At 61.0% G+C, this 24,190-nt stretch carries 21 protein-coding genes; 7 read left to right on the top strand and 14 right to left on the bottom strand.

Annotated features, from left to right (window positions below; all coding sequences use genetic code 11):
* Positions 1-49: 49 nt before the first annotated feature.
* Together IG122_RS21180 and IG122_RS21175 are read right to left on the bottom strand one after the other, a co-directional pair.
* Complete coding sequence (locus IG122_RS21180; RefSeq protein WP_193188404.1) at positions 50-895, bottom strand: glutathione S-transferase family protein; 846 nt, start codon at positions 893-895, stop codon at positions 50-52.
* Between the two features lie 47 nt (positions 896-942).
* Positions 943-1,611: a DUF4286 family protein gene (locus IG122_RS21175; RefSeq protein ID WP_193188402.1), complete on the bottom strand. Its 669-nt coding sequence runs from the start codon at positions 1,609-1,611 to the stop codon at positions 943-945.
* A 289-nt stretch (positions 1,612-1,900) separates the two neighbouring features.
* Between IG122_RS21175 and IG122_RS21170 the strand changes: the two genes are divergently transcribed.
* A complete protein-coding gene (locus IG122_RS21170) occupies positions 1,901-3,286 on the top strand; it encodes an O-linked N-acetylglucosamine transferase, SPINDLY family protein (RefSeq protein WP_193188400.1) in 1,386 nt (461 codons plus the stop codon).
* A 45-nt stretch (positions 3,287-3,331) separates the two neighbouring features.
* Positions 3,332-4,132, top strand: coding sequence for a class I SAM-dependent methyltransferase (locus IG122_RS21165; protein WP_226893829.1), 801 nt, complete (start codon positions 3,332-3,334; stop codon positions 4,130-4,132).
* A 184-nt stretch (positions 4,133-4,316) separates the two neighbouring features.
* On the opposite strand, the gene IG122_RS21160 is transcribed toward IG122_RS21165, so the two are convergent.
* The 11 genes from IG122_RS21160 to IG122_RS21110 form a co-directional block, all read right to left on the bottom strand.
* The gene (locus IG122_RS21160; RefSeq protein WP_193188398.1) at positions 4,317-5,285 is read right to left on the bottom strand and encodes a quinone oxidoreductase family protein; all 969 of its coding nucleotides are present in this window, start codon (positions 5,283-5,285) and stop codon (positions 4,317-4,319) included.
* Positions 5,286-5,696: 411 nt separating this feature from the next.
* Entirely contained in the window at positions 5,697-6,830 is a 1,134-nt protein-coding gene (locus IG122_RS21155; protein ID WP_193188396.1) for a M20/M25/M40 family metallo-hydrolase, read from the bottom strand.
* 596 nt (positions 6,831-7,426) lie between these two features.
* Entirely contained in the window at positions 7,427-7,837 is a 411-nt protein-coding gene (locus IG122_RS21150) for a hypothetical protein (protein ID WP_193188394.1), read from the bottom strand.
* Positions 7,824-8,537 carry an HNH endonuclease gene (locus IG122_RS21145; protein ID WP_193188392.1) on the bottom strand — a complete coding sequence of 238 codons (714 nt, stop codon included), beginning with the start codon at positions 8,535-8,537 and terminating at the stop codon, positions 7,824-7,826. Before IG122_RS21145 ends, IG122_RS21150 begins: the two co-directional genes overlap by 14 nt.
* A 727-nt stretch (positions 8,538-9,264) precedes the next feature.
* The gene (locus IG122_RS21140) at positions 9,265-9,576 is read right to left on the bottom strand and encodes a hypothetical protein (RefSeq protein WP_193188390.1); all 312 of its coding nucleotides are present in this window, start codon (positions 9,574-9,576) and stop codon (positions 9,265-9,267) included.
* A gap of 1 nt (position 9,577) precedes the next feature.
* Positions 9,578-10,216, bottom strand: coding sequence for a hypothetical protein (locus IG122_RS21135; protein WP_193188388.1), 639 nt, complete (start codon positions 10,214-10,216; stop codon positions 9,578-9,580).
* Positions 10,217-10,244: 28 nt separating this feature from the next.
* On the bottom strand, positions 10,245-10,409 hold the full coding sequence (locus tag IG122_RS21130; RefSeq protein WP_193188387.1) for a hypothetical protein: 165 nt from the start codon (positions 10,407-10,409) through the stop codon (positions 10,245-10,247).
* A gap of 554 nt (positions 10,410-10,963) precedes the next feature.
* Entirely contained in the window at positions 10,964-13,018 is a 2,055-nt protein-coding gene (locus IG122_RS21125; RefSeq protein ID WP_193188384.1) for an ASKHA domain-containing protein, read from the bottom strand.
* An 18-nt stretch (positions 13,019-13,036) separates the two neighbouring features.
* Positions 13,037-13,942, bottom strand: coding sequence for a methyltetrahydrofolate cobalamin methyltransferase (locus tag IG122_RS21120; RefSeq protein WP_193188382.1), 906 nt, complete (start codon positions 13,940-13,942; stop codon positions 13,037-13,039).
* Positions 13,943-13,979: 37 nt separating this feature from the next.
* Complete coding sequence (locus IG122_RS21115) at positions 13,980-14,903, bottom strand: methylenetetrahydrofolate reductase (RefSeq protein ID WP_193188380.1); 924 nt, start codon at positions 14,901-14,903, stop codon at positions 13,980-13,982.
* Between the two features lie 164 nt (positions 14,904-15,067).
* Positions 15,068-16,042 carry a LysR family transcriptional regulator gene (locus IG122_RS21110; protein WP_193188379.1) on the bottom strand — a complete coding sequence of 325 codons (975 nt, stop codon included), beginning with the start codon at positions 16,040-16,042 and terminating at the stop codon, positions 15,068-15,070.
* Positions 16,043-16,231: 189 nt separating this feature from the next.
* Here IG122_RS21110 and chvE point away from each other — a divergent pair, with 189 nt between their 5' ends.
* From chvE to IG122_RS21085, 5 genes are all read left to right on the top strand, one after another.
* Positions 16,232-17,293, top strand: a complete 1,062-nt coding sequence (gene chvE, locus IG122_RS21105) for a multiple monosaccharide ABC transporter substrate-binding protein (protein ID WP_193188376.1) — start codon at positions 16,232-16,234, stop codon at positions 17,291-17,293.
* 62 nt (positions 17,294-17,355) lie between these two features.
* Positions 17,356-18,876, top strand: coding sequence for a multiple monosaccharide ABC transporter ATP-binding protein (gene mmsA, locus IG122_RS21100; RefSeq protein ID WP_193188374.1), 1,521 nt, complete (start codon positions 17,356-17,358; stop codon positions 18,874-18,876).
* Between the two features lie 7 nt (positions 18,877-18,883).
* A complete protein-coding gene (gene mmsB / locus IG122_RS21095) occupies positions 18,884-20,062 on the top strand; it encodes a multiple monosaccharide ABC transporter permease (protein ID WP_193188372.1) in 1,179 nt (392 codons plus the stop codon).
* A 9-nt stretch (positions 20,063-20,071) separates the two neighbouring features.
* Complete coding sequence (locus IG122_RS21090; protein ID WP_226893828.1) at positions 20,072-20,863, top strand: SDR family NAD(P)-dependent oxidoreductase; 792 nt, start codon at positions 20,072-20,074, stop codon at positions 20,861-20,863.
* Between the two features lie 81 nt (positions 20,864-20,944).
* Positions 20,945-22,147: a hypothetical protein gene (locus IG122_RS21085; RefSeq protein ID WP_193188370.1), complete on the top strand. Its 1,203-nt coding sequence runs from the start codon at positions 20,945-20,947 to the stop codon at positions 22,145-22,147.
* Between the two features lie 40 nt (positions 22,148-22,187).
* On the opposite strand, the gene IG122_RS21080 is transcribed toward IG122_RS21085, so the two are convergent.
* Entirely contained in the window at positions 22,188-23,519 is a 1,332-nt protein-coding gene (locus IG122_RS21080; protein ID WP_226893827.1) for a M23 family metallopeptidase, read from the bottom strand.
* Positions 23,520-24,190 lie beyond the last annotated feature (671 nt).

Below are 24,190 nucleotides of genomic sequence, written 5' to 3'. Positions count from 1 at the left end.
GCCGCGCGGTCCAGTGACACGCAGGTTGCAGTCCTGTTTCTGGTGGAATTCAGCCGGAGCCTGGGGCCCCCAGCAGCGCGGCGAGCGTCGATCCCTTCGCCCTATCCCGCGCGAGCGCTGCCGCGGCGCGCTCGACCACGACGGGCGGTAGGGCGACTTCCTCTTCCCAGCCCGGCATCTCGCGCCGCGCCTCGAACCATGCGTGAATCCGCGGATGCAGTTCTTTCAGAGGATAGCCCCCGGCGGTGAGACGGTAGGCATAGACGAACCATGCGATGTCGATGACCGTGAGCTGGTCGCCGATGAGGAAGGGATGATCCGCCAGCCGCGCCTCGAACCGGTCGAAGGCGGCGCGGAACCTTTCCGCCGAGGCGCTGCAGGTCTCCTCGTCGAGCCCGGTTTCCGCGAGCCGTTCGTAGAAGGCGATCTCTGCTTCCTTCTTCGCATCCGTGGGCCCGCCCTCGCGATAGGCTCGCATCAGCTCCGGAGTCTTTGTCGTGCCGCTGCGGCCATGCACGAAGCGGAAGCTGAGGCGCCGGAGATCGTGATGCAGCGCGTCCTCCTCGGCCAGCAGTGCCGAGATCTCCTCCCTTTGCGGCGCGGGGAAGAGGCAGGGCTCCGGAAAGCGCTCCTCCAGAAGCATGAGGATGTCGTTGCTCTCGACATGCACCGCACCGTCGAGCACCAGCACCGGCACCATCCCGCGCGGATTGAGTGCGAGGAAGTCGGCCCCGTAATTTTCGTGGGCGGAGAGATCGACGATATGGCCCGTCCAGGACACGCCTTTCATCCGGAGCGCGATGCGGAGCTTCTGCGAGCAGGAGGAGGTTCCGAAATGGAAGAGGTGCAGGCCGGAGGAGGGGAGTTCCGGGGCGGTGCTCGGGATGATCTTCATGGGGCGGTTTCCGCTCTTTCCTGGACCGGTCGGGATATGCGGTCGGCTCACTCGTGCAGCGCGAACATCATCTGGTAGAGCCCGGCCTCGATCCGCGCCGCACCGCGCGCCTTGAGACCCTCGACGATCCCGGCCTCCTCCAGCGCCGCCTCGACGAAGGCGCGGTCGGTGCCCTCGATCACTGCCGTGAACGGCGCCTCGCCGTCCTTGCCCGTGCGGATCGACTGCTCCCCGGTCTTCGTGAGCGAGCGGCCGAGATCGGCCTCCCAGTGCTGCACGCGCGTGATGCCCTCGCGGTTGCGGATGTCATGCAGGGCGGAGCCGGCAAGCCAGCGGGCGATTTCCTCCGCGTCGCCCTTGCCCGGCGCGTAGCGCACGGTCGCGACCACCGATCCCAGCACCTCGCCGCTGGAGAAGCGGACGCGGCTGGTCGCGCGGACGAAATTGCGGAACTCCCGCATCATCCGCTGGGTCCAGTCCGACGGGTTGTCGAGCGCCTGGCGGTAGACCGGATCGTCGAAGCAGGCCAGCCGCTCGACATCGTAGGCCGCGAGGTACCTGTGTTTCCCGCGACCGAGCTTGCGGTAGCGCCGCCCGTTGCGCCAGCCCGGCATGGCGACCCGCTCCGGGATATGCTCGCGGTGATACCATTCGCTGAACTCGGCGTCGCATTCGGGCGTCGCGTCGCCCCAGACCGCCATTACCGCGTCTGTCATGTGAATGGATCCTCCGGGTGGGTGCCGTTGGTCCGGCACTCGTCTATGAAACGGACGATTGGCCGCTTGCCACTGGCAGTATTGTCCAGGGTGCAGGCGTGCCGAAAGCTCGAAATGGGTCGGTTTCATGTCTTAGAACGTCATCCGCCGGGGTGCAGCCGGTGGACGCTTTCAAGAGCGCGGTGGATAATATGTCCGACCAGTTCCTGCTGCCGGCTCGTCGATAGGTCTTGTTGTCACCTGATGGGATCGACAGTGACGCAGACGCCGGCGCGAGCTATCGCGGAAGATGCCCGCAAGGGATGTCGCGGGCGGTTTCTGGCCGACTTGTCATTTGCTTCGTCGGAAGCGAAGTCTGTATGACCTTGCGGGCGCAGCTTCACTCTCTGATACGCTGCTCGGCACAACGACAAGAGCCGGTCCAGGTTGGTTCTTGTTGTCGCGGGTTGATAACGCGGAAAAGCATTTCATGAGATCCAGGACCTGGGCATCGGAAAAAGACCGGCAGTCGGCACTCCCGTTCCCCGCTTTGCCGCAGACACGTCCGGAACGTTTGAAAATCGGCTACTTCAGCGCCGACTTTCACGATCATGCGACGATGTTCCTGATCGCGGGGCTACTGCGCGAGCACGATCGCGCCGGGTTTGAACTGTTTGCTTACAGTTACGGACGCATCAGGTCGGGAGACTGGCGGAAACGTGCCGAAGGCGATGTTGATCATTTTTTCGATGTCGCGGACTCTTCGGACCGTGACGTTGCGGACCTCGCGCGATCGCATGGTTTGGACATTGCCGTGGACCTCAAAGGCTATACCGAAGACGCGCGCTCCGGCATTTTCCGGCACCGTCCGGCCCCGGTTCAGATCAATTTTCTCGGCTATCCGGGCTCCATGGGGGCGGACTTTATCGATTACATCGTCGCCGACCCCACCATTATTCCGGACGACCAGCGCCGGTTCTATTCGGAGAGAATCATTTATCTCCCGCATAGCTACCAGCCCAATGACAATACGCGCGAGATTGCGAAGACCGATACGACGCGCGCGGACTTCGGCCTGCCCGAAGACGGGTTCGTGTTCTGCTGCTTCAACAACAACTACAAGATCGGCCCGTGCGAGTTCGACGTCTGGATGAGGCTCCTGGACAAGGTCGACGGCAGCGTTCTCTGGCTGTTCAGGTCGAACATATGGGCAGAATATAACCTCCGGAAAGAAGCAGAGAAACGCGGCGTCGATCCCGCGCGTCTCGTGTTCGCGGGAAAGCTCCCGCATCCGGAGCATCTCGCGCGCCACAAGCACGCAGATCTCTTCATCGATACCTTCAATTGTAATGCCCATACGACCGCCAGCGATGCCCTTTGGGGCGGGCTGCCGGTCGTGACCAAGCAGGGGAAACAGTTTGCGGCACGCGTTGCGGCAAGCCTTCTGAGGGCGGTTCGCCTGCCGGAGCTGATCGCCGAGACGGAGGAGGAGTACGAAAAACGCATCCTCGAACTGGCGTCTGCCCCCGACAAGCTGTCGTCGATCAAGACAAGGCTGGCGGAAAACCGCATGAAAGAGCCGCTTTTCGACACCTGGCGATATACGCGCAATTTCGAGCACGGCTTGCGGCAGGCGTATGATCTCTATTTCGAGGGCAAGCCGCCCGAGGATATTTGGGTTAAAGAACCGGAGTAGTTCAAGGGGCCAGCCTCGCGCTTCTGTCATTCACCTTGAGATGTCATGAAAAGAGCAGTGATCTCGTCAATGGAAATCAGAAAAAAATATGAAACGTGCCCTTTGTGCGGGTCCGGAAAAATAAGAGAATCTCTGGTCGGAGATTGCAGAGATCACCCGCTTTATCGGCCGGAAATTCCTCCGACAATGCAGTGGATGGATTGCGGAGTCTGCCATCATCAGTTTGTTGATGGATATTTCAGTGATGACGCTTTGAAGTTGATATTTTCGAAGACGAATGAAAATCAGAAAGTGGGATACCAGCTTGAGAAGCAGAGAATAATCTCGGCTCGCATAATTGAGAAAGTGATTCCCTACAAAGCCAGTGGCATTTGGCTGGATCTGGGGTTCGGTAATGGGTCTTTGCTGTTTACCGCCCAGGAATATGGTTTTGACGCCATAGGCGTCGACCTGCGGGAAGACAATGTCGACGTCATGAAAAAACTTGGTTTCGAAGCCTATTGCGATCTCGTTCAGGATTTGGATTTTTCGAAGAACTTGTCCGTTGTAAGCATGATGGATGTTTTGGAGCATATTCCGTATCCAAAGACAGTATTGGATTCTCTATTTTCCAAAATGGAAAAGGATGGTTGCCTCATAATTTCAATGCCGAACACTGAAAATATAATCTGGAAACAGCTAACCCTGCAAAAATCAAATCCGTACCTGGGTGAGATCGAGCACTATCATAATTTCAGCAGGACGCGGCTTTTCTCTTTGCTTGAGGAATGCGGTTTCAAGCCTATGAAATACGGAATAAGTGAGCGTTACCGCGTTTGTATGGAAATTGTTGCGGTGAAACAGTGAGCCGACGTTGGTCGGGTTCATTTTCGTCGAAGGGTTATTCGATACATAAGGTCAAGGAAAGCTGAGGGGCTGGCCCCTATTTCCAAATTCTCATGAGAAAAGTGGGGGCGCGGGTCACCCGGTTCGGCGTCCGCGTCTGGTCACGCCGGCGGGTCCTCCGGTCGGAGCCGGTTCCTCCGCCCGTTCAGACCCTGAAGATCGTCGAACCCGTGGTCTCCCGCGCCTCGAGTGCGCGATGGGCCTCGGCGGCGTCCTTGAGATCGTAGCTCTGGTTGATCTCGATCTTCACGCCCTCGCGGATCTTCTGGAAGAGGGCGTCCGCGATATCGAGCGTGAGCTCCCGCGTCGCCGTGTGCGGGGCGAGGCCGGGGCGGGTGAAGTAGAGCGCCTTGGGGGCGAGCAGCTTCGGATCGACCGCGGGCGCGGGGCCGGAGGCGGCGCCGAAATGCACCAGCGTGCCGAAGCGGGCGAGCGCGCCGAGCGAGCCCTCGAAGACCGCGGCGCCGACGCCGTCATAGACCACGGGAACGCCTTCGCCGCCGGTGATCTCCATCACCCGGGCCCGGAAATCCTCGCGCGTATAGACGATCGGATGGTCGCAGCCATGCGCCCGCGCGATCTCCGCCTTCTCGTCCGAGCCGACGGTGCCGATCACCGTCGCGCCGAGCCTCTTCAGCCACTGGCAGGCGATGGTCCCGACGCCGCCCGCCGCCGCGTGCAGCAGCACGGTCTGGCCGGCCTGCACCGGAAAGGTGCGGCGCAAGAGGTAGGAGACGGTGAGCCCCTTCAGCATGGAGCCTGCGGCCTGCTCGTCGCCGATATCGTCCGGCAGCGGGATCAGCCGTTCCGCCGGGTAGATCCGTTCGGTCGCATAGGCGCCGGGCGCGCCCATGACATAGCCGACCCGGTCGCCCACCTTCACCACCTCGACACCGTCTCCGACCGCCTCGACCACGCCCGCCGCCTCCATGCCGATGCAGGCCGGCAGGTCGAACTTGTAGACGCCCGCGCGCTGGTAGACGTCGATATAGTTGAGCCCGATGCATGTCTGCCTGAGCCGCACCTCGCCCGGCCCCGGAGCGCCGACCGAGACCTCCTCGTAGCGCATCACCTCGGGACCGCCCTGTTCGTGGATCGTGATTGCGTCGGCCATGGCGGTGGATCTCCCTGGAGTTTGGTTCCGGTTGTTTGTTTGCGGGTGGGTGGTTCCCGCTTGGGGAGCACTGTCCGCCCGGCCGCCGTCACGGGTCAACGCCCCGTTCCATGTGGCGGGATCGAGGCCATCATTCCAACATCGTCACCCCGTCGAAGGCCGGGGCCCAGGGGATCGTAGAGCGAGGTCGCGTTCCCTGGGTACCGGCCTTCGCCGGTATGACGAGGTGGGAGGCAGGTTTCGCGATTGAGCCGCGTGTCCCCCCTTAATTCTATGTCTTGCGCTGCTCTCGGGGCTGCCTCCCAAACCCGTCATTCCCGGACCCCGATCCGGGATCCACTGATGAAACAGCGGGATTGTGGACCCAGTGGATCCCGACGTCCGTCGGGATGACGAGTGAAGGTGCCGCTATCAGCTCAGCGTCGCCAGCAGCCCTGCCATCAGCTTGCCCCGCTCGGCGAGGCTCTCCACTTCGATATGCTCGTCCAGCGTATGCAGGCCGGCGCCGCGGACGCCGAGGGAGTCGAGGGTCGGGATGCCCAGCGCGCCGGTGAAATTGCCGTCCGAGCCGCCGCCCGCCATATGGGCGTCGATTTCGAAACCCAGATCCGCGGCGAGGCGCTTTGCATGCTCGAACAAGGCCTTGTCGGCTTCGCCCGGCTCCCAGACCGGGCGCGTGACGCCGCGTGCGACGTGGAAGCCGACCTCTCCGTCAGGATTGTTCAGCGCCAGCATCTTCTCGACGCCCTGATCCAGATCCGCCTGCCGTTTCGCCATGGAGAGCGCCTCGGCCGAGCAGCCGGAGGGCACGCAATTGACGTGGCGCTGGTCCGACACCACGCAGCCGACCGAGAAGGTGCAGCTGTCGGTGCTCATCTCCTCGATCTCGAGGATGCGCCGGGCCATTTCCCGGACCGCCGAGCGCCCGAGGCGCGGATCGACGCCCGCATGGATCGGGGTGCCGGTGGTCCGGAGGTTGAAGCGCGCGATGGCATAGCGGCCCCAGACCACGCCGCCGTCGGCGCGGGCCGGCTCGGGGACGAGGACGTATTTCTGGCGCCGCGCCGTCGCCTCGATCAGCTCCCGTGTCGCGGGCGTGCCGATCTCCTCGTCCGGCGTGAAGAGCACGGTGACGGGCAGCTTCGTTGCGATATTCGCCGCGGCGAGCCGGCGGATCGCCTCGAGCGCGAGGTAGTTGCCGCCCTTCATGTCCTGGATGCCGGGCCCCCAGCATTTCCCGCCCTCGCGCCGGAAGGGGAGCTTCGCGAGCGTGCCGACGGGATGCACAGTATCCATGTGCCCCGCGATCAGGATGCCCGGTTCGCCCGCCTTCGCATGCGGGAAGCTGGCGCGCACCGAGCCGCCGAGGCCCATGCGCCCCGGAATCCGCTCGATCGTCGCGCCCATCGCCGCGAGGTCGTAGCTCGCAAGGTCGATCATCCGGTCGACCGCAGCCGCGTCGTGGGTCGGGCTCTCGCATTCGATCCACGGGCGGAGGCCGGCGCACATGGCGTCGGAATCGAAGGGCAGGGCGTTGAAGTCCATGTGGGGCTCCGGGGCTGGGGGAGTGAGGGGTGGCAGAAAGAAGGGGCGGGATAGTCGGATCGCAGACCGCAATCCGCCCTCCCGGACGTGATCCGGGATCCATATCAGCACTGTCAGCGTCTCATGAAAAGCCGGATCCCGGCTCTCCGGCCGGAATGGCGGCCGAGGAGGGAATTCAGAAAATGGACAACGCAGGCCGCAACTGTAGCCAGATCGTGTGGCTACGGAGTAAAAGGCGAATTGAGTCACGTGTCCCCTAAATTAGCGGATCTCGGACAGAAGAGAGAAGGTTAAGTTTCTGATTTGTTGGGCATTTTGGCAAATGGCAGAAACATCTTGGTCAATGTGATCTTCATTAATGTTTCCAAGGTACGTCGCGCGGGCAGTTTTGATGAATTGGAAATAGGATTCTTCAGATGCCGAAAGCATCGTAACATGCGCGTGGTCGACTTTATTTTCGATATGCTGTTTGCATTGAATAGCAAGTCGACATGAGGTCTGACTAGCGTCCCGGTGGATGATTAGAAAGTCAATATCGTTGACCATATCAGCATTGGTAAATGCCGATCCAAAGCCATAAATTTCTAAACTATAGTTCAAAGCCAGCCTTGTTTTTTGAAGTATTCTTTCTCGTCGTCGGTCAAGTAATCCCAATATCTAGGGCGATTTAAAGCCGCCATGAACTCGCCTATCGTGAAAAGCCCGACACGAGATTCACGACAAAACCTTTTGGCGTCGGGTGAATAACCGCACCATGCAGAATTGATTATGACGGCGTTTAGTTTTCCAATTTGTTCAATTGTTTCCATGTACTCGGCAATACCAAAAGCGTAACATTCGCAAATAAAAACTCGCAGCGTTTCGCCTCGCTTTAGGGTCAATTGATAGATGCCGTCCCCTTGCGACCTGAGAGATGCAACCTTGCTGTGGTTAGACAGCCGTTCTTCGAAGAAATTGTAATTTCCATAGTGGCTTGGCCATGGAAAATTATCGCTATGTGCCCCCATTTGAAATTCCTCTAATAAGATTATCAAATTCGATCGGGAAACGCTTTACCGCTGCGTATGGCACTACGTCCTGCACCCATAGCTCGTAACTCCTTGCATGAGTCAAGAAAGCGGCTACTGCGGTTTGTTCGTTGGGAGCAAAGAGGTCTTTATATTTTTCCAGCAGATCTGCGAGCTTTCGGTTGTTCGGAACAATAACCGAGAGACGTTCCGACACCCAGACAGCATGTGCTGCTTGGTTATGAGGTTGGCTGCGGGCGAGTTCAGACGACGGGCCGCAGTGGAGCCAAGTCTGCCTATTCTCTTCGAGTAGGGGAAGGATCAAGCGGGCAGCAGCTGTCTTTGTCGGCGCGTGGACCATCTCCATTTGTTCCAACACCCGCGCTTCGTGCGCGGCCTTCATCTGAAGCAAATCCTGAACCGTATAGATAAGCTCATTCTCTTTACGGTCGATTAGTGCGTGGTGCGTCGGACACAACAATATCAAATTTTGATAATCATCTCGCTCGCTGTCCGTCTGAGCAGGGTCATGCCGATTGGACCCCGGTTTTTCACCGGAGATATGTGCCATCTCCCCGAGTGTGTAAGGCGCCGATTTTTCAGCCTCGTGAAAGCAAAGACGCTGCCAGCAATTAGGAAAGGAGCAGCGACCGCCTGCCGAGGACCAGAGAATTTTTATGGATTTTTGGGTGATAGACATTTTCAAAGTGGCTTTGCAGGTAAAGTCACTAAATTGGAAGCTCGCGCTTAAACCTGAGTTTCGCGAAGCGCCGATAACGCGCACTGACAGAGTTGGTAATATGGATCGCTTTGATCGAGCGAACAATTTTCGAAGGCGACGAAACGTTAACGGAACTCATGATGTCTTCCAGAGGTTCACGGAAAGATGGCGGTGAAGCTCTTATTCGAGGTTTGACTCATGCAGTTGCGCAATCGCCTTTTGCCATAGCGCCAGAACGGCAAAATGAGCTCGACTCCAAGATCTTCAATGGGGAGCCTTGGACAATCATATTTGGCCAAGGGACGTGCCACAATTTTAAAACCCTGACGGATAGCAGAGAAATTTTCTGCCCGTATTCAGGTTTTTTGAGCCTATGGGCTGTCGCGCGCGCTCGTGTTAGTGAGCCAAGTAGCAATAGACGCGAGCAGAGCTAAGAAAAGCCCGAATAAGGGGACACACGACTTAAATCCAGGTCCGCCCCGGGACGACGAGTTGCTATCCGCTAATTAAGTGACGTGTCCCCTTAATTCTGTCAAAATAATGTTGCTGTGGAATTAAAGCGCAAATTAAGTTGCGTGTCGCATCAATTCCCGGAGGGGCGAATTTTTCGCATTTATTTCAGTAAATTATAATTTTGCGAGAGCTAAAAGATAAATTATTTGTGTATTTATTTAGTTAATAATATGTTCCTAAAAAGATAATATTTTCAAATTTGTCTTTTTTTGCTTCTTATTATTAAAGATAAAGATTGCCATGCAATGTAAACTGTTAGTAGAAAGGCGTAAAAATTAACATTCGGAATTTTCTGAAAGTATTCAGGCTTCACAGTGCATACTGCAAATAGAATAATAACTGGAGCGGAGTAAAATCCACCTGCAAAAGTCATCATTCCATCTACGCGAAAATTATTATGACCTCTAAAGTGATTTAGCGTGTATATAATAGCTCCGAGTGCTCCTGCAATCGCTGAAATTGCATTGAAATTTGTAAGAACAAAACTGGCGATATCATCAATCACTTCATCCTCGCCATATATATTGGATTAGAGCGAGGATTGCGCTTCCTCCTATTCCGAGGCCACCTAAGATCCACCCAAACGAAATCTGAGGAGAGAGGGTTTGAAAATACTGTCGTTTTCTTTCTCCTTGGACAAGTTGGTCGAAATTGGCATCTACTTCGTCCATGAAATCGAGAAAGTCGGGCACTAATTTCTCATACAAGGCGGAGTATATTTCATTCCTTTCTTCCCGAAATTCGCGCGACCGTTGAATTTCGCGTCTCGCGAAGAGTAAAAATTTTGAGAAATAGTTGAATTTGGGAAAAGCTGCGACTAGCTCATCGAAATCATATTTTTCATTTAAGCTTTGAATTCGAGAAAGACCGTAAAGCACGAGCGCGTCGACTATATCGTGCTTGGCTCTGATGCATGCAAGTTCAGCATCGACGAAATATTGATCAACTTTTTCCGAATTGGGTTCGGCTTCATTTTCTTTAGAGAGCAGCGCCATGATATCTATTGCTCTGCGGCCTGCATATCTCAATTCATTTATAGCAGGTAGCAGTACCTCGTATTGGCGAAGCTCGTAAGTCTTCACTAAATACTCTACATGGTTGTAATGGCTGACAAGCCTATCTAATTGATGTTTGTACTTTTTCACTTGATGTGGCCGTGAAATTAATTTCGATCTAGAAACGACCGAACTGAATTGAGACATTGCCGCGGCTAAATTTTGCCGCGACAAATTTTTGCATAACCTTCGCTTCTTCTTGTTCGCGCTCTATCTTTTGATAGTAAGAGCGAAAGACTATCTTATCTAAAAAATTCTCTAATTCGTGAAGAATATGACTCATGTTGCTACCCCTTAAATGGAAAACTCTTAACGTGATCGTCGCGTAGCAATTTGCCACCAAGAGCGTCGTTTAAAGCGCTAAAATGTTTTTCCGCTATAACTTCGGTTACTGGGTGATTCTTCTCAATCTTTGTCGCGGTCTGCCGAGAAATATCGGCCAAAGTCGCAAGTTTATTGAGCGTAAGCTTCGCCGAAATGCGAAGGGTCCGCGCTTTATGCACATACCAGTGAGCTGTCCCAGATTGTTCAATCATCTTAGCGACCCTAAGCGTATAATATATGTAATTTAAAACTAATGGGGTTGTTATTGCGTGATGTCAACGAGTTTATGGGTGAATGCGCAAAAATGCGATTAATTGGACATTGAATGGCGCGTTGAAGATGAAATCGTAGCAAATTGATAAGGTCGGTTAAAGTATCATAGCACCTTTGCGAAATAACTTTTATGTCGGTGCGAGATTGTGAGAGCAATATAACGAATTGATCCCAAACCATAATTTATGACGTTTACGTATAGCGAATTCGTTAGGCGTCAGGTGAAGCTCATATTATGCATTAACGCCGCCGTCTCCGCCGTCCGCCGCCTTCGCCGTCCCCGCCCGTGAGGCTCCGCGGCTCCGGCAGCTTCACCGCCGCGCGCAGCCGCGCATAGGGATCCGTCTTGTGCGGCAGCGCCATGGCGCCGACGAAATGTTCCTGGAAGCGCGGCTCGACCGCCGTCTCCACCTTCTCGATGGTGCGCACGACCCACTCGATCTCTTTGCGCGCCTGGCCGTTCAGCAGCGCGATGCGGGCGCCGGTGCCGGCCGCGTTGCCGACCGAGGTGACGTTCGCCAGCTCGCAGTCCGGGATCATGCCGAGGACCATGGCGTATTTCGGGTCGATATGGCTGCCGAAGGCGCCGGCCAGCACCACGCGGTCGACAGCATCGACGCCGCGGCGGTCCATCAGCAGGCGCGCGCCGGCATAGAGCGCGGCCTTGGCGAGCTGGATCGAGCGCACGTCGGTCTGGGTCACCGAGACGGTCTCGGAGATCCGGTAGGAGAAGGTGCGGCCGTCGGAATAGATCCGCTCCGACTTCTCCGCCAGCGCGCCGTCGATCACGCCGTCGGTGGTGATCATGCCGGCGAGGAACATCTCGCCGATCGCCTCGATGATGCCGGAACCGCAGATCCCGGTGATGCCGCCGATCTCCCCGGCTGCCTCGGCGAATTCCGGCTCGTTCGACCAGCGGTCGCGGCCGATGATCTGGAAGCGCGGCTCCAGGGTCTCCGGATCGATCCGCACGCGCTCGATGGCGCCCGGCGCCGCGCGCTGGCCGCTGGAGATCTGCGCGCCCTCGAAGGCGGGGCCGGTCGGGCTCGAGCAGGCGAGCAGGTGGTCGCGGTTGCCGAGCACGATCTCGGCATTGGTGCCGACATCGACGATCAGGGTGATCTCGTCGTTCTTGTAGGGCGTCTCGGAGAGCACGACGGCGGCGGTGTCGGCGCCGACATGGCCGGCGATGCAGGGCAGGGCATAGATCCGCGCGCCCGGATGGAGATAGAGGTCGAGTTCGGAGGCGCTCAGTTCGACGGCGGTGTCGATCGTCAGCGCGAAGGGCGCGCCGCCGAGCTCCGTCGGATCGATGCCGAGCATCAGGTGATGCATCACCGGATTGCCGACGAAGACCAGCTCGACGATCTCGTCCGAGCCGGCGGAGATCTCCGCCGTCGTCTGGGTCGCGAGGAAGTTCACCGCCTCGCGCACGACGCGGGTCATCTCCTCCTCGCCGTCGGGATTCATCATCACGTAGGAGACCCGGCTCATCAGGTCCTCGCCGAAGCGGATCTGCGGGTTCATGGTGCCGGCCGAGGCGAGCACCTTGCCGGTCGCGAGGTCGCAGAGATGGCCGGACATGGTGGTCGAGCCGATATCGACGGCAAGGCCATAAATTTTATCGCGGAAGCCAGGCCAGACGCCGGTGACGCGGTTGCCCTCGCGGAGCGCGACCGTGACCTTCCATTTCCCCTCGCGCAGCGCCTTCTGCAGCGTGGTGAGCACGGCGTGGTCGCAGGAGATGTCGTCGGCGATGCCCCAGTTCGGCCATTGCTCGCGCAGGCATTCGCAGAGCCGGCGGAAATCGCTCGACTGGTCGTGCAGGTCCGGCTCGCGGACCTCGATGTAATGCAGGTGGGTGACCGGGCGGATCTCGATGTCCCGCACCTCGGCGCGCTTGCGCACCACCTGGCGATGCACCTGGCTTTCCGGCGGGATGTCGATGACGCAGTTGGAGAGCACCCTGGCGTTGCAGCCGAGCCGCCGCTTCGGCTTCAGGCCGCGCTTCTCGGCATAGCGCTCCTCGGACTTGGTGGCCGGGCTGATGGCATCCGGCCGCGAGGTGATCTGGAACTTCGCGAATTCGCCTTCGGAAAGCTGGATCTGGCAGCGCCCGCACATGGAGCGGCCGCCGCAGACGGAATCGAGATCGACCCCGAGCGCGCGCGCCGCGTCGAGCACGGTGGTGCCGGGCGGCACGAAGCCGCGCCGGCCGGACGGCGTGAAGACCACATAGACGTCGTCAGGGATGTCTAACGGACCGGAACTCGATACTGGGTCGGATTCTGACATGGACGCTCTTCTGTTGTGTCAGGCCCGGCGCCGCCGGCGTTCGCGGTTGCCGCGGGCGCTGACGACGTCGCCTTCCGCCGGCGCTTCGCGGAAGCGCTTGATCCAGCGGCGGCATTCGGGGTCGCGGCCCATCATCACGTCGGCGCCCATCACCGCGCCCATTTCCTCGGCATGCAGCGGGTTCATGATCGCCGAGGTCATCCCCGCATGGATCGCCATCGAGAGGAAGGCGGCGTTCATGCCGTGCCGGTTCGGCAGGCCGAAGGAGATGTTGGAGGCGCCGCAGGTGGTGTTCACCTTGAGCTCGTTGCGCAGCCGCCCGATCAGGTCGAAGGCGGAGCGTCCGGCGAGGTTGATGGCGCCGACCGGCATGACCAGCGGATCGACCACGATATCCTCGCGCGGGATGCCGTAATCGGCGGCGCGTTCGACGATCTTCTTCGCCACCTCGTAGCGCACGTTCGGGTCCTCGGAGATCCCGGTCTCGTCATTGGAGATCGCAACCACGGCGGCGCCGTATTTCTTCACCAGCGGCAGCACGACCTCGAGCCGCTCCTCCTCGCCGGTGACGGAATTCACGAGCGCCTTGCCCTTGTAGACCGCGAGACCTGCTTCCAGCGCCTCGACGATCGAGCTGTCGATGGAGAGCGGCACGTCGGTCAGCGACTGCACCAACTTGATCGACTCGGCGAGGATCGCCGGCTCGTCGGCCAGCGGGATGCCCGCATTGACGTCGAGCATGGTGGCGCCGGCCTCGACCTGGGCGATCGCGTCGGCCTCGACGCGGCTGTAGTCGCCCGCCGCCATCTCGGCCGCGAGCAGCTTGCGGCCGGTCGGGTTGATGCGCTCGCCGATGACGCAGAAGGGGCGTTCGAAACCGATCACGATTTCCTTGGTCGCCGAGCTTATGACGGTGTCGGTCATTCGACTTTGTCTCCCTGGAAGAGGCCGAGAATGGTGCTTACGAGGCCGCCGCGGCGCGTGCCGACAAAGGGGCGGCGTCGAAGCCTCCCTTGCCGTTGAGCGCGTAGGCACCGGCCTGGACCTGGTCGATCCATTCGACGGTCTTGGCAAGGCCGCCGAAGGGGTAGAAGTGCAGGTGCCTGATCAGGCAGTCCGGATCGGCCTCTATGCCGTCGGCGAGCCCGACCAGCAGCCGGTCCGGCGCCTGCACGGTCAGCAGCCGCGCGATGTTCCGGGTCTGCCGCGTGAGCACCCGCATGGAGGGGCCGATGCCGGAGACCTGGGCGAATTTCAGCAGCGTCTTGAGGGTCGCGAGGCCCGGCACGCCGATATGGATCGGCAGCTCGTTGCCCGCCGCCCGGATCGCCTTCTCCCATTTCAGGATGGCGGCGGCGTCGAAGCAGAACTGGGTCTCGATATAGCATTCGATGCCGGTTTCCCTGGCCCAGTCGTTCTTGGCCTTAAGCGCGGCGGCGAGGCCGCTCTCGGAAATGTCGGGCGAGCCTTCGGGGTGGCCGGCGACGCCGACCTTGGCGATCCCGGCGGCCTCGAGCCGGCCGCTCCGGAGCACGTCCATGGTCTCGGAGAAGCTGCCGGCCGGCTTGTCGACGCCGCCGCCGATCACCAGAACCTCGGTGACGCCCGCATCGCTGACCAGGCCGTCGAGATAGCGGGCGAGTTCGTCCGCGCCGGTGAGGCTGCGGGCGGCGATGTGCGGCACCGGCACCATGCCCTCGGCGCGCAGGCGCTTCGCCACGGCGATTGTGTCGGAGAGCTCGGAACCGGGGAGCTGGGTCACGTTGACTGTCGTGCCCTGGGGAAGCAGCGCGGCGAAGTCGTCGACCTTGGCGGCCGAGCCGGGCGTGGTCTCGACAGAGAAGCCCCGGATCAGGGCCTGGATATCCGACATGCCAGCGGCCATCGCGCTCTCCTTGCATCGGTACCGCGCAAGATCGCGCGGTTCTCCGGATGTAAGGCGAGCGGAGGCGTTCTGATGGCTGGCGCGCGTCACAACTTCTCTCAATTGCGACACGTGTTGTGAATCCGCCCCCGGCAATGACGTTGGAGCGCCTTTCCGGCGCCTGTCTAGGCTTCGGCGACAAAAGGTCTGGCCGGGCGCGGGATGCGGCTTTCCTCCCTGAGTTCCGATATCACCAGGGCGCGCAGCCGGTCCGCCACCGGGGAGAGTGCCCGGTCTTTGACCATCAGGAGATTATACGGAGCGAAGGCGATCGGCCGTTCCAGCGCCAGACGGGAAAGTCGCGCGCCGATCCGCTCCCCGATCAGCAGGTCGTGCACTTCCCGCGAAACCGGCGCGATCGCGGTCGAGGAGGAGAGAAGGGCGATCGTCACCAGCAGGGACGCGGTGTTGATCACGTTGTCGGGCGGCAGGATCCCGACACTGTAGAAGGCTTCGTCCACCGCCGTTCGGATCGGTGTCCCGCGCGCCTGCATGATCCATTCGTAGCTTGCGAGCTCCTCCAGCGAGACGCGCCGGGCGGAGGAGAGCGGATGGTCGTGCCGGACGACGAGGTCGATGGTCTCGCTCCGCCCGCTCTGGATATCAAGCTGGTGCGGCGAGACGTCCGGGGGGATCCGCCCGAGGACGAAATCCAGGCTGCCCGCGATCAGATCCCGGACCAGCGTGGTGCTGGGGCCGACATCGACATGGATCTCGGTCTCCGGATAGATCGCCTTCAGCTGCCGAATGGCGGGCGTGACATAGCCTACCGCCGGACCGGTTACCGCGCCGACCCGGACCACGCCGCCCGTGCCCTGCTGCAGCTCGCCGATTTCGCGGGACATTTCCCGCAAGATGATGAGGGCGGCCCGCGCGCGCCGGGCGATGACACGTCCGATCAGCGTGAAACTCAGGCCGCGCGGATGCCGCTCACACAATCTGACCCCGAGGATCCGCTCTATATCCGACAGCATGCGCGAGGCCGCCGGCTGCGTCAGGGCGATCGCGTCGGCGGCCCGGCCGAGCTGCCCATGGTCCGCGATCGCCACAATCAGACGCAGGTGGGGCAGCTTCAGACGATGTGTCAGTCCGATCTCCATGGAATAAACATATCAAAAATGGTATGTTATTGGTCATTAATCGCATTTGATTGGTATGATTGCTTCAAATACCCTCGACAATGGTCGATTAAGGCCCATGCGCACCGGTTGCTTGCCGCGGGAGCGGCGTCAGTACCGTCCGGAAAAGAGAGCGGCAAAGACAACGCGGGCGCAGAGAGGGAGGAATAAATGAAACGCACCTTGAGTCTGCTGGCGGCGGCTGCCGTTGGCCTGTCCCTGTTCACGTCCGTCGTCTCCGCCGCCGAGAAGGGCTATGTCGGCATTTCGATGCCGACCAAGTCCTCGGCCCGCTGGATTTCCGACGGCAATTCGATGGTCGAGCAGTTCGAGGCCGCCGGCTACAAGACCGACCTGCAATACGCCGAAGACGATATTCCGAACCAGCTCGCCCAGATCGAGAACATGATCACCAAGGGCGTCGACGTTCTGGTCATCGCCGCGATCGACGGGACCACGCTCTCCAACGCGCTGGAGAACGCCGCTGCCCTGGACATCAAGGTCATCGCCTACGACCGTCTGATCCGGGACAGCGGGAATGTCGACTATTACGCCACCTTCGACAATTTCAAGGTCGGGGTGCAGCAGGCGACCTCGTTGGTCAACGGCCTGAAGGCCCGGGGAGCGGGTCCCTATAATGTCGAGCTTTTCGGCGGCTCGCCGGACGACAACAACGCCTATTTCTTCTATGACGGCGCCATGTCGGTGCTGCAGCCGATGATCGATGCCGGCAAGGTGAAGGTGCTCTCGGGGCAGATGGGCATGGACAAGGTCGGAACCCTGCGCTGGGACGGTGCCGTGGCCCAGGCCCGGATGGATAACCTGCTCTCGGCCTACTATACCGACAAGCAGGTGAACGGTGTGCTGTCGCCCTATGACGGCCTCTCCATCGGTATTCTCTCGTCCCTGAAGGGGGTCGGCTACGGCTCCGGCGGGACGCCGATGCCGATCGTCTCCGGTCAGGACGCAGAGGTGCCGTCGGTGAAGTCGATCCTCGCCGGCGAGCAATATTCGACGATCTTCAAGGATACGCGCGAGCTCGCCCGGGTCACCGTCGGCATGGTCGACGCCCTGCTCAGTGGCGGCAAGCCGGAGATCAACGACACCAAGACCTACGACAACGGGGTCAAGGTCGTGCCCTCCTACCTTCTGGAACCGGTGATGGTCGATGCCGGAAACTGGGAGAAGATCCTGATCGGCAGCGGTTACTACACGGCCGATCAGATCAAGTAACCCCGACTGTCCGTCTTGGCCCGCCGGCACGGTCCGGCGGGCCGATTTTTGGATTGCGTCCCATGGATGACATTCTGGAGATGCGGCACATCTCCAAGAGCTTTCCCGGCGTGAAGGCTCTGGACGATGTCTCGCTGAACGTGCGCCGCGGTGAGATTCACGCCGTCGTGGGCGAGAACGGCGCCGGCAAATCCACCCTGATGAAGGTGCTGAGCGGGGTCTATCCCGCAGGCGATTACGACGGCGAGATCTTCTACGACGGCGAGATTGCGCGTTTCGGCGGCATCGCCGACAGCGAGGCGGTCGGCATCATTATCATTCATCAGGAGCTCGCGCTCGCCCCCTATCTCTCGATCGCCGAGAACATCTTCCTCGGCAACGAGATCGCCGTGCGCGGCGTGATCGACTGGCCGCGGACCTATGCCCGCGCCGAGGAGCTGCTGCGCAAGGTCGGGCTGAAGGAGTCCGCCTCGACTCCGGTCGAATCGCTCGGTGTCGGCAAACAGCAGCTGGTGGAGATCGCCAAGGCGCTGTCGAAACAGGTCAGGCTGCTGATCCTGGACGAGCCGACCGCGGCCCTGCAGGAGAACGACAGCGAAAAGCTCCTTGAGCTGTTGAAGGAATTCCGCGAGCAGGGCATTTCCTCGATCCTGATCTCGCACAAGCTGAACGAGATCAGCCAGGTCGCCGACAGCATCACCGTGTTGCGCGACGGGTCGACCGTCGCGACGCTCGACTGCCGGAGCAAGGAGATCAGCGAGGAGGTGATCATCCGCGCCATGGTCGGCCGCGACATGGCGCACCGCTATCCGGAGCGGGAGCCGAATATCGGTTCTGTCCTACTGGAGGTGGAGGGCTGGAACGTCTTCCATCCCGAGCATGCCGACCGGCAGATGATCCGCGACATCAATCTCAAGGTGTCCGCCGGCGAGGTCGTCGGCATTGCCGGACTGATGGGGTCCGGACGAACCGAATTCGCCATGAGCCTTTTCGGCCGCAGCTATGGGCAGAATATCAGCGGCCGGGTCCGCCTCCGCGGCACGGAGATCGACACCACCAGCGTCGAGAGCGCCATCCGCTTCGGCCTCGCCTATGTGACCGAGGATCGTAAGGCGCTCGGCCTGGTTCTGGACGAGAGCATCTTGCGCAACACCACACTGACCAACCTGGAGGCGGTCGCGGAGCATGGCGTGATCGACGATGCCCGCGAGCGCGGCGTGGCGGAGGAGTTCCGCACCGCGCTGAACATCCGCACCCCCGGCGTTTTCCAGCGCGTGGTCAATCTCTCCGGCGGCAACCAGCAGAAGGTGGTGCTGGCGAAATGGCTCTTTGCCGACCCAGAGGTGCTGATCCTGGACGAGCCGACCCGCGGGATCGATGTCGGGGCGAAATTCGAGATCTACAGCATCATCAACAAACTGGCCGCCGAGGGTAAGGGGGTCGTCATGATTTCCTCGGAGATGCCGGAACTGCTCGGCATGTGCGACCGGATCTATGTGATGAACGAGGGCAGCTTCGCCGGCGAACTCAGTGCCGCCGAGGCCAGTCAGGAAAAGATCATGTCCATGATCGTGACGGGATGAGAGCGCAATGAGTGATCAAGCCAAGACCTCCATAGCCCAGTACCTGGCGAGCCACCTCCGGGAGTACGGCATGCTGGCCGCGCTGGTCGTGATCATGGTGTTCTTCCAGTTCATGACCGACGGCACCCTGATGCGTCCGGTCAATCTCACCAACCTGTTCCTGCAGAACAGCTACATCATCATCATGGCCATCGGCATGCTGCTGGTTATTGTCTGCGGCCATATCGACCTCTCGGTCGGCTCCGTGGTCGGTTTCATCGGTGCGCTTGCGGCGGTTCTGCTGGTGCAATTGGAGTTGCCGCCGGTGCTGGTGGTGCCGCTTTGCCTCGCGGTTGGGGCCGCCATCGGGGCCGCCCAGGGCTACTGGGTTGCCTATTGGCGCATTCCCTCCTTCATCGTCACTCTGGCCGGCATGTTGGTGTTCCGCGGTCTCACGCTCTGGCTGCTGGAAGGCCAGTCGGTCGGGCCGTTCCCCAAGAGCTTCCAGGCGCTCTCGACCGGCTTCCTGCCGGATCCGCTCGGCCATCGCGGTTTCAACGTGACCGCGCTGGTTCTGGGCGGTCTTGCCGTTGCCGCCATCGTGCTGCTGGCGGTGCGGGCGCGGCGCCGGGCGCTGAGTTTCGGCATCGTCGAGGAACCCTTCGCCTTCTTCGCCGCCAAGAACGGCATCATCGCTCTTGCGATTCTCTACATTTCCTACCTGCTCTCAACCTATCGCGGCCTGCCCAACGTGCTGATGACCATGGCGGTGCTGATCGCCGTCTATACCTTCATCACCAATCGCACCGTCATCGGCCGGCGCATCTACGCCATCGGCGGTAACGAGAAGGCGGCCAAGCTTTCCGGGATCAATACCGAGCGTCTGACCTTCCTGACCTTCGCAAACCTGGGCATGCTCGCGGCGCTGGCCGGACTGATCTTCGCCGCCCGCCTCAATACCGCCACGCCGAAAGCCGGCGTGGCCTTCGAGCTCGACGTGATCGCCGCGGTCTTCATCGGCGGCGCGTCGATGTCCGGCGGGGTCGGAAAGATCGTCGGCGCCGTCGTCGGGGCCTTCATCATGGGTGTAATGAACAATGGTATGTCTATACTCGGGGTTGGGATCGACTGGCAGCAAGTCATCAAAGGGTTGGTGTTGCTGGCGGCAGTGATCTTCGACGTCTACAACAAGAGCAAGTCGAGCTAGGGGGCTGCCATGGCAGGACCGGACATGCAGCCGGAAGAGATGCGGGCGGCGGTCTATCCCGACCTCGCCGGGCGGACGGTGCTGATTTCCGGCGGCGCCACGGGTATCGGCGAAGCGCTGGTCCGCGCATTCGCTGCCCAGGGTTGCCATACCGCCTTCGTCGACATTGCCGAGGCGCCGGCACGCAGGCTGGTCGAAGAGCTCCTTGCCGACGGTCTGTCCGTCCTCTTCGAGCCCTGCGACATCACCGATACCACGGCCTACCAGAGCGTGATCCGCGAGATATCGGGCCGCGTCGGTCCGATCACGGTTCTGCTGAACAATGCCGCCAACGACGTCCGACATGGCTTGGACTCGCTGACCTCCGAACGTTTCGACGAGCTGGTGGCGGTCAACATGAAGCACGCGATGTTCGCCGCGCAGGCGGTCGTGCCCGACATGCAGCGCGCCGGGGGCGGTTCGATCATCAATTTCGGCTCCGTCGGCTGGATGATGGCGACGGCGGGCTATCCGGTCTATGCCGCGGCAAAGGCCTCGATCCACGGCATGACCCGCGGTCTGGCGCGCGAACTCGGGCCGGACGGAATCCGCGTGAACACGCTGGTTCCGGGCTGGGTGATGACCGAGAAGCAGCTGCGTCTCTGGGTCGACGATTCCGTGAAGGACCTGATCGCCAAGAGCCAGTGCCTGTCCGGCCAGGTCTTGCCGGAGCATATCGCGCAGATGGCCCTTTTCCTGGCCTCTGACGCCTCGAGCATGTGTTCGGCGCAGAACTTCGTCGTCGACGGCGGCTGGGTCTGAGCCAGGTCGTCGCCTTGGCGGAACATTTCTCACGCCGGCGGCCGTTTACCCGTCCGAGGTAAATGGCTTAAGGATGCTCGCATGATCGAAATCCTGTTTCTCCTGACCGCGGCCGGGATCTTCGCCGCGATCATGCTCGGCCCGGCCGCGCGCTCCGAGACCTGGCGGGCGATGGTGGCGCCGCTCGCCTCGATCATCGGCAGCGGATTCCTGGTCTCGGCACCGCTCCTGGGCCACGAGTTCGGCGGGCTGGCCATCGGGGGAATCGCGCTGCTCTGCGCCATGTCCTGGGCGATCGGCGGCGCGGTCCGCTACAATATCGCCTATGTCGAGCCGATGCTGGAGAGCGGCCAGCCGCCCCGCCATGTCGCCATTCTCGAGCGGCTCAGCACCTTCGTGCTGTTTTTCGCCTATGTGATTTCGGTGGCCTATTACCTGGCCCTGCTCGGCGCCTTCGTGATCAAGCTGGTCGCTCCGGGCGCCGACCCGGTGGCGGCCAAGGGAATCGCGACTGCGCTGCTCGCGCTGATCGGCTGGCTCGGATGGTCGGGCGGGCTGAAGCGGGTGATCGCCATGGAATCGACCGTGGTGGTCTTCAAGCTGGCGATCATCGGGGGCTTCCTGGCGGCGCTTGCGGCCTTCAACATCGAGGGCGTGCTCGACGGACGCTCCGTGCTGCCGCCGGCGCCGCGCGGCGATCTTGCGAGCCTGCCCGTGCTGCTCGGCATGCTGATCATGGTGCAGGGCTTCGAGACCTCGCGCTTCATCGGAGAGGAATTCGGCCGCCAGCTCCGGGTGCGGACCATGCGCTACGCCCAGCTCGCGGCGACCGCGATCTACCTCGTTTTTTTCGCCTTGCTCGGCCCGCTGATGAACGGCGCGATGTCGGGCAAGGGCGAGACCGCAATCATGGACGCGGCTGCAATCGTTGCACCGCTCCTGCCGATCGGCCTCACACTCGGCGCGATCGCAAGCCAGTTCAGCGCCGCGGTCGCCGACGCGATCGGCGGCGCCGGGCTGGCCCACGACGCCACCCGGCGCCTCAACGGCCACCAGGTCTATCCGCTCTTCGTCTTCGTCTCCGCCCTCGTGCTCTGGGAAACCGATATTTACGGCGTCATCGTGCTCGCGAGCCGCGCCTTCGCCGTCTACTACATGCTGCAATGCCTGGTGGCCGCGGTCGCGACGGCACGGAACGGGCATGCGAAAACTGCTATTGCGGCCAGGCTCGCCCTCGCGCTGCTCTGCGCGGCCGTCGCCATTTTCGGCGTGCCGGCCGAGTGACCGCCGGAACCGGCTGAGCGGCCCGGATCGGTCCCGGATATCAGTCCTGGGCCAGGAACTGGCCTTCGCCGCGGGCGACGGCGATGCGTTGCTGCAGCGCGGGCAGGGAGGCCGCGAAGCGCTTCAGATCCTGCCCGGCGAGCTTCTCGCCCGCCGGCAGCTTCACGCTCATCGGATTGCGCTGCTTGCCGTTTTCCAGCACTTCGTAATGCAGGTGCGGGCCGGTCGAGCGGCCGGTGGTGCCGACATAGCCGATCGTGTCGCCCTGCTTCACCCGGTCGCCCTGCTTCAGGCCGCGCTTGAAGCCGGACATATGCGCATAGGCCGTCTTGTAGCTGCTGTTGTGACGGATGCGGACATACTTGCCGTAGGCACCGTTGCGCCCGATGAAATCCACCACCCCGTCGCCGGCGGCCATGATCGGGGTGCCGCTCGGGGCCGCGAAGTCGGTGCCGCGATGCATCTTGGTATAGCCGAGGATCGGATGCTTGCGCTTGCCGAAGCCGGAGGAAAGCCGGGCGCCGTTGATCGGCGTGCGCATCAGCGTCTTGCGGACCGATTGGCCTTTCGGATTGAAGTAATCGGTGATCCCGCTCTTCGGCGTGTATTGGTAATAAGCCATTTCCTTGCCGGAGAGCGTCATCGCCGCATAGCGGATTTCGCCGACGCGCACCACGGCGCCCTCTTCGGTCGCATGCTCGTCATAGAGCACCTCGAACTTGTCGCCCGGCTGGATGTCGCGCTGGAAGTCCACGTCAAAGCTGAAGATCCGGATCATGTCATGCAGCACGGCGGCGGGAATATCGGCGTCCATCGCAGCCTCATAGAGGCTGCTCTTGATGGTGCCGGCACCGAAGCCGTCGGCACGTTTCAGCGCCTTTTCCTTCACCTCCGCCCGGTAGTCCCCGTCGTCGGTCAGGCGAACCTGGATGCTGCGTACAGGATCGGCCTTGAAGGAGAGCGAGACCAGGTTCGGGCCGGCCGCCTCGGCCGCGCCATCGGCGAGCGAGAGTTCGAAGAGCTGGCCGATCTGCATGCGACGCGGATCGTAGACCTCGGTGAGTGCGGAAATCGCCGCATGCGCGTCGCGGCGGTCGATATCGTTGCGGGTCAGAAGCTTCATCAGGGTGTCGCCGCGCTCGACCTTGACCGCCTTGGTCTGCACCGAGGCAGGGGAACCGTCCGGCGCAGTGATGCTGAAGGCATTGGCCTCGCTGATCAGCGCGGGAACCGCACTCGAGGCATCTGCCGTCGTCGGATCGGAATCAGGACCGATGGTCCCGAGAAGCGCGGACACGGCAATGCCGGCGAGAAGAACGGAGCCGAGAACGCCGGCGATGACTGCCGAACGTGAGCGAACCCGGTGATTCATGAAAGCGACCCCAAAAAACGCGACATTTAGCCCGATTTTGTTGTGAGGCGTGTGTGAAGTCAAGATTTAGTGTAATTGAATCAGCACAGTGGGCCGTCAACTTAAAGCGTAGATTTAATCTGCTGGTGGTTTTTCGCGTCGCTGTATAGTGCTGATCGTGACGCGCGGTCGCTGATATAGCGTGGCGGTGCAGGCAACGGAACCGAAATCGGCGGTCCGCCACGGCCGGAAACCTGTGTGGAATGGACAGTCCGCTGGCGGCTCGGGCCCTTGATGTCTGGGTGACAGCTAGATGCCGAGATGATGGAGAGACGGGGCGTCACTGTCTTACCGCTCCGGCCGGGCCGCCGCGCCGGGAGCGCAGCCTGCCTGAGCGGACGTGAGAACCTGTCCGTCTGCCGGTTCGGGCGGAAAATCGCCGCTGTCAAAAAAAGTGCAAATATGTAGTTGACGGTTTTGCGGGTGGGGTCGTATAAGGCGCCTCCCGTTGCGGGGCGGCGTGTTGAGCGGCGCGGCGGCGGGGGTCTCGGGAGCGGGTTTAAGGCTTTGTTTTCCGGGGGTTCGGACGGAGGTTCGGGCGGCTCTTTGACATTGTGGATATAGGAAAGGGATGCGCAGGCGGCGGCCTTGAGTGGTTTGCCGGTTTTCGATCAAATGATCGACCTGAGCAT

This window comes from Nisaea sediminum, assembly GCF_014904705.1.
Taxonomy (GTDB): domain Bacteria; phylum Pseudomonadota; class Alphaproteobacteria; order Thalassobaculales; family Thalassobaculaceae; genus Nisaea; species Nisaea sediminum.
This window is presented reverse-complemented; position numbering and strand designations above follow the sequence as displayed.

Coding starts and splice junctions, on each gene's coding strand:
- IG122_RS21180 (WP_193188404.1), bottom strand. CDS start 895: ATGAAGATCATCCCGAGCACCGCCCCGGAACTCCCCTCCTCCGGCCTG.
- IG122_RS21175 (WP_193188402.1), bottom strand. CDS start 1,611: ATGACAGACGCGGTAATGGCGGTCTGGGGCGACGCGACGCCCGAATGC.
- IG122_RS21170 (WP_193188400.1), top strand. CDS start 1,901: ATGCCCGCAAGGGATGTCGCGGGCGGTTTCTGGCCGACTTGTCATTTG.
- IG122_RS21165 (WP_226893829.1), top strand. CDS start 3,332: ATGAAAAGAGCAGTGATCTCGTCAATGGAAATCAGAAAAAAATATGAA.
- IG122_RS21160 (WP_193188398.1), bottom strand. CDS start 5,285: ATGGCCGACGCAATCACGATCCACGAACAGGGCGGTCCCGAGGTGATG.
- IG122_RS21155 (WP_193188396.1), bottom strand. CDS start 6,830: ATGGACTTCAACGCCCTGCCCTTCGATTCCGACGCCATGTGCGCCGGC.
- IG122_RS21150 (WP_193188394.1), bottom strand. CDS start 7,837: ATGGGGGCACATAGCGATAATTTTCCATGGCCAAGCCACTATGGAAAT.
- IG122_RS21145 (WP_193188392.1), bottom strand. CDS start 8,537: ATGTCTATCACCCAAAAATCCATAAAAATTCTCTGGTCCTCGGCAGGC.
- IG122_RS21130 (WP_193188387.1), bottom strand. CDS start 10,409: ATGAGTCATATTCTTCACGAATTAGAGAATTTTTTAGATAAGATAGTC.
- IG122_RS21125 (WP_193188384.1), bottom strand. CDS start 13,018: ATGTCAGAATCCGACCCAGTATCGAGTTCCGGTCCGTTAGACATCCCT.
- IG122_RS21120 (WP_193188382.1), bottom strand. CDS start 13,942: ATGACCGACACCGTCATAAGCTCGGCGACCAAGGAAATCGTGATCGGT.
- IG122_RS21115 (WP_193188380.1), bottom strand. CDS start 14,903: ATGGCCGCTGGCATGTCGGATATCCAGGCCCTGATCCGGGGCTTCTCT.
- IG122_RS21110 (WP_193188379.1), bottom strand. CDS start 16,042: ATGGAGATCGGACTGACACATCGTCTGAAGCTGCCCCACCTGCGTCTG.
- chvE (WP_193188376.1), top strand. CDS start 16,232: ATGAAACGCACCTTGAGTCTGCTGGCGGCGGCTGCCGTTGGCCTGTCC.
- mmsA (WP_193188374.1), top strand. CDS start 17,356: ATGGATGACATTCTGGAGATGCGGCACATCTCCAAGAGCTTTCCCGGC.
- mmsB (WP_193188372.1), top strand. CDS start 18,884: ATGAGTGATCAAGCCAAGACCTCCATAGCCCAGTACCTGGCGAGCCAC.
- IG122_RS21090 (WP_226893828.1), top strand. CDS start 20,072: ATGGCAGGACCGGACATGCAGCCGGAAGAGATGCGGGCGGCGGTCTAT.
- IG122_RS21085 (WP_193188370.1), top strand. CDS start 20,945: ATGATCGAAATCCTGTTTCTCCTGACCGCGGCCGGGATCTTCGCCGCG.
- IG122_RS21080 (WP_226893827.1), bottom strand. CDS start 23,519: ATGAATCACCGGGTTCGCTCACGTTCGGCAGTCATCGCCGGCGTTCTC.